Below are 7229 nucleotides of genomic sequence, written 5' to 3'. Positions count from 1 at the left end.
CAGCAAAATGACCCGCCAGATGTTGTCCGGGATTCGTGTAGGCTCGAAAGAGGAACTAAAGGAACGGATTTTGAAATACTTTGAAGAAATCAATGAGGTTCCCGTCCCCTACAAATGGAAATACCGCTTGGACACGATTGATCTTTCGGAAGAGGATGTGGGCACAATCGTCTATGAAGTTGTAAATGCGAAAGCAGCAAGTCCTGAAAACCAAGGGAAACGTGCGCCCAAAGCACGGACACGTAAGCCAAGAAATCAGATTACTACCAATGCTTAAATTGTAAGCTTATTTAAATCGAGTTGTACTAGTATGGCCCTTTTTTCAGGAAGACAAAACATTTTTTATTTTTTTTCATGCATCTTAAGCGGCATCATCAAGTGGTGGAGCATGATCTCATAAGCCTTTGCCTCATTGCCTGCTTTTAATGCCTTCAGATATTCCCGGTGTTCATTCATAGTCCCAGTAATACGTCCCTTCACGGCCAGTGCATCCAGAGAAGTCAGGCGTATCAGATACAGGAGCCGCTGGAAAATATGGTCGAACTCATCATTTTGCATATAGTTTACGAGAAGCAGATGAAACTGGTGGTCGTAGTCGATAAAATCCTCCAAACAGTCCTCTTTATCAAACACTTCTTCCATATTTTTAAGCGCAGCTTCCAAATCTTTTAAAAGCTGCCTTCCTCGTTCTGTATAAATCTGCGACGCGATCATATTGGTACAAAATCCCTCTATGGCGCATCGTATCTCTATACTGTCTTTCATATCCTTCTCATTTAACTGCCGTATCATAAATCCCTTGCTGGGAATGATGGTGATATAACCGTCCTGGCTCAAAGACTGCAACGCCTCTCTCATCGGTGTCCTGGAAATGCCGATTTGAGCAGCCAGTTTTGTCTCAGAGTAAAGCACCCCTGGTTCCAGTTCCCCGGAAAGAATACTATTTTTTATGGAATCGTAGGCATGTAGCTGCAGCAGACTTTTTTCTTTCATAAAATAACCATACTTTCTTTGCATATTTCTCATAGTAAATAACCATTTCATATTAAGTCAAATTCAGGATTCTGTCAAGAAAATATCCCCTGTTCCTGATAGGCCCGTCTAAAAAATTCCATGCCAAATATATCTCTGACGGACGCATCAAAGGCCATAAAAATTGCACAAAAATCTCGTTAAAAATTTGTCTATTATGCATCTTAAGTATCTCTTGACAGCATCCCGGTATCCCGGTATACTGTCAAGAGATAGAATCTAACAAAACAACACAAGCAAAGTCAAGGAGGAAAACAAATGTGCGTTTATGAAATAGGCAAGTTAAGAGTAATTGATTTATCTAAGATCATCGATCCTGCGACCGAGACCAGAAGGTGTCATCTGTTCCGCTTTAATACAGGTGGTGCTATCCCGGATTTCCATACTAATATGGACCTGATGAGCCATCTGGGAACACACTGCGAGTGTCCTTACCATCATGATGATAACTGGCCATCCGCAGCTGATCTGCCTTTAACTACTTTTATGGGCCGTGCCGTATATGTGGATTTCAGGGAAACGGTTGCAAAAAGAGGCCACATTACCGCTGCTGACTTAGACCGTGAGGCAAAGAAAGTAAAGGAAGGCGACATTGTCATCATCGACTCTTCTTACAAGCTGGCACCATTTACCGCAGATACCAACACCGAGAAGGATCAGCGTCTTTTGATCAATGCAGAGAGCGCTCAGTGGTTCAAGGATCACAAGGTAAAAGCAGTTGGTTTCGGTGACGGCGTTTCTATTGAAAACTGTAATGAAGATGTAAAGCCGTTCCACGATATCCTGATGGCTGAGAATATCGTATTCCTGGAAGTGTTAAAGAATCTGGAAGAGTTAAAAACAGATGTATTTTTCATGAGCTATTCTCCGCTTCCTATCAAGGGACTCGATTCCAGCCCTGTGCGTGCATACGCGATCGAGGGACTTACCGAGTTTTCTGAATAAATACCTGACGACAGATAGGGCAACCTTTCGTTGAGGGCTGCCCTTTTTTAGCAAAGGAGACTTTATGAGAATTGCCGTAATCGGTGCAGGGGCTATGGGTTCCATTTATGGCGGACGCCTCTCACAGCACAACGAAGTGATCTTAGTAGATACAAACCAGGATATCGTAGAGCATATCAATAAAAACGGCCTGTTGATTGATGAAAATGGCACCACAAGCTGCTATCATCCCCATGCAGTCTGCCATACAGAAAAAGAACAGCCTGTTGATCTGGTCATTGTTTTCGTAAAAGCGCTTTTTTCCAGAAATGCCCTTGAACAGAATCGTTCTTTGATCGGACCGGATACCCGTCTGATGACCCTCCAAAATGGAGCAGGACACGAGGACCTTTTAAAAGAATTTGTCAGTGAAGACCACATTGTCATCGGAACTACCGAAGATAATGGAGCAGTCCTTGGTCCGGGACATGTCAGACGCGGAGGAACCGGCGTTACCAATCTCGGAATGCTGACAGAGGATACCGACCAGTTCTTAAACCATCTGAAAGAAGTATTTGATTCCTGTGGTTTTCAGACAAAAATACATGATAATATCCAAAAACTGATATGGGATAAGCTTTTTACCAATGTGTCCTTAAGCGCACTGACCGGAATCCTTCAGGTAGATATGGGATATATTGCTGCTGATGCCTACGCATGGAAGCTCTGCTGCCAGCTTATCCACGAAACCATTGAAGCTGCAGCTGCTGCCGGTCTTGTTTTTGACGAAGCAGCGGTGATCGAAAAAGTAAAGAACACTTCTATCCAGAATCCAAATGGTTGTACTTCTATCCGGGCTGACCTGCGGGATGGCAGACGTACAGAAGTAGACACCATCAGCGGCGCCGTTGTCCGCGCAGCAAAAAAATATCATGTGGCAGTGCCTGGACATGAATTTGTAGTGACCATGATACATGCTATGGAAGGAAGAAACTAACAAAAGAGGGGGAAATAAACTATGATCTTTTCATCTATCAAAAACCACGACGCATTTGAAACCTATCCAGACGCCATCAAAAAAGCTCTGGACTATCTGGCAAGCCACGATTTTGCAGCTATGGAACCTGGCGTATATGAAATCCAGGGGAAAGAGATCTATGCTCAGGTGTTTGACGCTGTCACCGTAGAGCCGGATACCAAAAAAGCGGAATCCCATGAAAAATATTTGGATGTGCAGTATCTTGTTTCCGGTAAGGAGCGTCTTGGCTTTACAAAAAACACTGGACATTATCAGATTGCTGAGCATATCAAGGAACGTGACCTTATCTTCTATCAGTCTGTAGAAGATGAAGGATGGATTGAATCCCGTCCAGGTTGTTTTTGCATCTTCTTTCCTTCCGACATTCACCGTCCGGAGTGTATTTCCGGCGAATCCATGAAACTGCGTAAAGTAGTCGTTAAAGTAAGCGTAGCTCTTTTGTAGAAAGCAGCAGGAGGTATTCCGATATGTTTAAAAAAATCCTATTGGCTGCAGGACTTTTATGTCTTACAGGAATGTTATCTGCCTGCGGTGGACAAACAGAGCAGAAAGTGACCGAGATCCGAGTAGCTTTTAACCAAAATGAAAATCATCCTCAGTATCTTGCTATGAAGGATTTTGGTGAAAAATTTGAAAAAGCAACCAATGGCCGTTACCATATGACCATTTATCCAAACGGTGTTCTGGGAGAACAGGGCGCTATGGCAGAATTTATCCGTACCGGCGCCCTGCAGATGGCCATCGTTCCCGGCAGCGTTCCTGAAGGATATGATGCAGACTTTGCGATCGTAGGCGCGCCGTATCTTTATGATAACATTGACCATCTGGAGCATGCAGTTATGGGCGGAGTATTTGATGAGCTGTTTTCCTCTACGGATAAGTACAAATTCCGCGTCCTCACGGTGTACACCGCTGGCGAAAGAAATGTATACGCGAAAAAGCCTATCAATTCCGCCGATGATCTAAAGGGTATGATCATTCGTGTCAATGACAGCCCTACCTATGTAGAAATGACCAAGCTAATGGGCGGAAACGGAGCCGTTATGGCACAGTCAGAAGTTTACACCGCACTGCAGCAGGGCGTTATCGATGCTGCGGAAAACAGTGAGCTGGTTTACCGTGACTTTAAGAACTATGAGGTAGCGCCTTACTATGCCTACACCCGCCACATTGTTCACCCGGACGTCGTCCTTGCCAGCACAGATTTCTTAAATTCCATGAGTGACGAAGACAGAGCGATCTTTGATCAGCTGATGAAGGAATCTACCGAAGAAGAATTTACGCTTTTTAAGGAAGCCATTGAACAGGCAAAGAAAGATACGGAAGCTGCCGGCGCACAGTTCTGCTATCCTGATACAGAAGAATTAAGAGAGCGCTGCATGCCGTTGCTTCAAAGGATTGCAGAACAATCTGATGTAACGAAAAAGATCTATGCAGATGTAACTGCACTGAGAGAGGGGGAGCAATCATGAAAACATTGAAACAGGGACTGGATCGTTTTCTGGCTACAGTCTGCATCATTGACTTTATTGGTATGGTGCTGCTGACTGTATATCAGGTTATCATGCGCTATGTGTTCAAAAGCCCCAGCAGTGTCAGCGAGGTGCTTGCCCGCTATTGCTTCGTGTGGCTCATCCTTCTGTCCGCTACCTACGTATTCGGTCAGAGAGACCATATCTGCATCACCTTTTTAAAAGATAAGCTGACAGGAAGTGCAAGAAGAACGTTAGATATCATCAATGAAATCGTGATCATCATCTTTTCCGGCACCATTCTGGTATATGGCGGCATAGTCATCACTACCATGAATATGCTTCAATACGATTCTATCTTAAAAATCCCTACCGGAACCGTATACAGCATCATTCCCGTCTGCGGTGTACTGATCATCTTTTACAGTCTGTACAACCTGCGCGAGATTTTTACCAAAAAAGAAGGGGGAGTATAAATTATGTCTATTGCAGTTCAGGTAGCCATTGTCATGGTCATATTACTGGTCGTTATGCTTGCAGCGGGCATACCCATTGGAGTAGGCATCGGTCTTTCCTCTGCTGTTTCTATGATCTGTATGCTACCAGGCAATGTTGCTTTTGCCACATCCGCTCAGAGAATTTTTGCAGGCTCTAACTCCTTTTCACTGATCGCCATCCCGTTTTTTATCCTTGCAGGAAATATCATGAATAACGGCGGCATTGCTCTGCGTCTTGTCAATTGTGCCAAAGTATTAGGTGGAAAAATGCCTGGTTCCCTGGCACAGGCCAACGTTATCGCAAACATGCTCTTTGGCGCTATCAGCGGTTCTGGCGCTGCTGCTGCGGCGGCTATCGGAAGTACCATGGGCCCTCTGGAGGAAAAAGAAGGTTACGGCAAAAATTATTCCGTTGCTGTCAATGTTGCCTCCGCTCCTGTAGGAATGCTCATTCCCCCAAGCAATACCATGATCGTATACTCTACGGTAGCCGGCAGTGTTTCCATTGCTGCCCTGTTCATGGCAGGCTATATTCCTGGTATCATCTGGGGTTCCGGCGTCATTATCTTAGCAACTATTGCAGCAAAACGATTAGGATACCGCAGCTCCAGCGAGCTGACCCTTAAGATCGCTTTAAAAACATTTTGGCAGGCAGTACCAAGTCTTTTGATGATCGTCATCGTTATCGGCGGTATTTTAGGCGGTATCTTTACTGCTACCGAAGGTTCTGCCGTTGCTGTTGTATACGCTACTGTGCTGTCCCTTATCTATGGTTCTATTAAAGTAAAAGATATCCCAAGGATCGTTCTGGATTCTGCTAAGATCACTGGTACCATCACATTCATGATCGGCTTATCCTCTATCATGTCCTGGGCGATGGCTTTTACGGGAATCCCGGATATGGTAGCAACCGCTGTCCTCAGTGTTACAAGCAATAAGTTTTTAATTTTCCTTCTTATCAATGTGATCTTACTGTTTGTCGGTACTTTTATGGACCCAACCCCGGCAATCCTTATTTTTACACCAATCTTCCTTCCTATCTGCACCAGTTTAGGAATGAGCGCGGTACAGTTCGGTATTGTTCTATGCTATAACCTTTCTGTAGGAACCATCACTCCTCCTGTAGGAACGATCCTGTTTACTGGCTGTAAAGTAGGCGGTGTAACCATTGAAAGTGTTATCAAGCACCTGCTGCCGTATTTCGGTATCATCATAGTCGGTCTGCTTTTAGTTACCTATATCCCTGTACTTTCTCTGGGGCTGCCCTCTTTGTTGGGATTGATTTAAATTTAAAATACTAAAAGTACCAATTCGTTCTTAATTATATATAATTTTTTATGGGCCACTGCTTTATAGATGGGCAGATCATCTATGGAGCAATGGCCCTGTTATATTTTAATCTTTATATAAAATCAGTGCGATCATCTCAATCGCTTCTTCTTTAGCTTCAATTCCATGCCCTTCACCAGAGCCACAGAAAAACACGTCTCCCGGATGAATCTCCACTTTAGTACCATTGTCATTATAAAATCTGTTCTTTTGCCACTACGTCTGTAAGCTGCATCGAAGTGTACTCATGCCGTTCACCCGGCTCATCAAATGCATAAGAGGCCATATGGTAAAACGAACTGTCTTTTAATACTGGGTCTGCCTGCATGTATGGAAATAATGTATAATAGCGTTTTTCATCAAACAGCGGTGACAGCTCCTTGAACGACTCTTCCATTCCTCTTGTCGGTGCATAAGTCGTTTTTCTCGTTGGCTGTTCCTCCTTTCCGGATACGGAAGAATCAATGGTTTCGTTTTTTGACGTTGTGAATTTTCTGCGGTTTGTATCTTCCGAAGCGGAAAACTGCTTTTTATGTTCAGCACCGGAGGTGCTAAAACCCTTATCCATAAGTATTTCCGTCGTCGGTTTTATCGCATTGCCCAAGGTAGCAGCTTCTATATTTATCACTGTCTAGTATAACTCGATTTTAATAAGTTTACATTATTATCCTGAAATGGTATAATACTTATAGACCATTTCAGGAGGTAAAATGATGCCAAAGAGTGCTACGCCTATTTTTCTTTCCAATGATGATAAGTCATATTTAAAGTCCATTCTACAGAAGGGGACTGTTGAAGCCAGAGTCCACAGGAGAGCCAAAATCCTCTTATTAAAATCAGATGGCATGGCAGATGAAGCCATTGCTGACAAACTCGATATTTCGAGACCGACGGTAAAGCTCTGCCTGAAAAAATATATGGAATCAGGCGTGAAAG

At 43.8% G+C, this 7229-nt stretch carries 8 protein-coding genes and 2 pseudogenes; 8 read left to right on the top strand and 2 right to left on the bottom strand.

What is annotated here, in order from left to right; genetic code table 11:
* Positions 1-277: pseudogene (locus tag G614_RS31800) on the top strand (IS630 family transposase); the annotation flags it as partial.
* 45 nt (positions 278-322) lie between these two features.
* On the opposite strand, the pseudogene G614_RS0122970 reads toward G614_RS31800, so the two are convergent.
* Positions 323-993, bottom strand: a pseudogene (locus tag G614_RS0122970) (GntR family transcriptional regulator).
* A gap of 297 nt (positions 994-1290) precedes the next feature.
* Between G614_RS0122970 and G614_RS0122965 the strand changes: the two are divergent.
* The 6 genes from G614_RS0122965 (at position 1291) to G614_RS0122940 (ending at position 6251) form a co-directional block, all read left to right on the top strand.
* The gene (locus tag G614_RS0122965; protein WP_027643772.1) at positions 1291-1977 is read left to right on the top strand and encodes a cyclase family protein; all 687 of its coding nucleotides are present in this window, start codon (positions 1291-1293) and stop codon (positions 1975-1977) included.
* A 64-nt stretch (positions 1978-2041) separates the two neighbouring features.
* Entirely contained in the window at positions 2042-2953 is a 912-nt protein-coding gene (locus G614_RS0122960; RefSeq protein ID WP_027643771.1) for a ketopantoate reductase family protein, read from the top strand.
* A gap of 21 nt (positions 2954-2974) precedes the next feature.
* Positions 2975-3439 carry a YhcH/YjgK/YiaL family protein gene (locus G614_RS0122955; RefSeq protein WP_027643770.1) on the top strand — a complete coding sequence of 155 codons (465 nt, stop codon included), beginning with the start codon at positions 2975-2977 and terminating at the stop codon, positions 3437-3439.
* Between the two features lie 23 nt (positions 3440-3462).
* Complete coding sequence (locus G614_RS0122950) at positions 3463-4467, top strand: TRAP transporter substrate-binding protein (protein WP_027643769.1); 1005 nt, start codon at positions 3463-3465, stop codon at positions 4465-4467.
* On the top strand, positions 4464-4943 hold the full coding sequence (locus tag G614_RS0122945; protein WP_027643768.1) for a TRAP transporter small permease: 480 nt from the start codon (positions 4464-4466) through the stop codon (positions 4941-4943). Before G614_RS0122950 ends, G614_RS0122945 begins: the two co-directional genes overlap by 4 nt.
* Positions 4944-4946: 3 nt before the next feature.
* Positions 4947-6251 (top strand): TRAP transporter large permease, encoded by a 1305-nt coding sequence (locus G614_RS0122940; protein WP_027643767.1) that lies wholly within the window; start codon positions 4947-4949, stop codon positions 6249-6251.
* A gap of 235 nt (positions 6252-6486) precedes the next feature.
* Here G614_RS0122940 and G614_RS0122935 read toward each other — a convergent pair whose 3' ends face one another.
* Positions 6487-6897, bottom strand: coding sequence for a hypothetical protein (locus tag G614_RS0122935; protein ID WP_155245126.1), 411 nt, complete (start codon positions 6895-6897; stop codon positions 6487-6489).
* Between the two features lie 106 nt (positions 6898-7003).
* Here G614_RS0122935 and G614_RS28690 point away from each other — a divergent pair.
* The coding region (locus G614_RS28690; protein ID WP_242828185.1) for a helix-turn-helix domain-containing protein at positions 7004-7229 on the top strand (226 nt) is incomplete at its 3' end.

The sequence above is a fragment of the [Clostridium] clostridioforme AGR2157 genome (genome assembly GCF_000424325.1).
Lineage (GTDB): Bacteria > Bacillota > Clostridia > Lachnospirales > Lachnospiraceae > Enterocloster > Enterocloster clostridioformis_A.
This window is presented reverse-complemented; position numbering and strand designations above follow the sequence as displayed.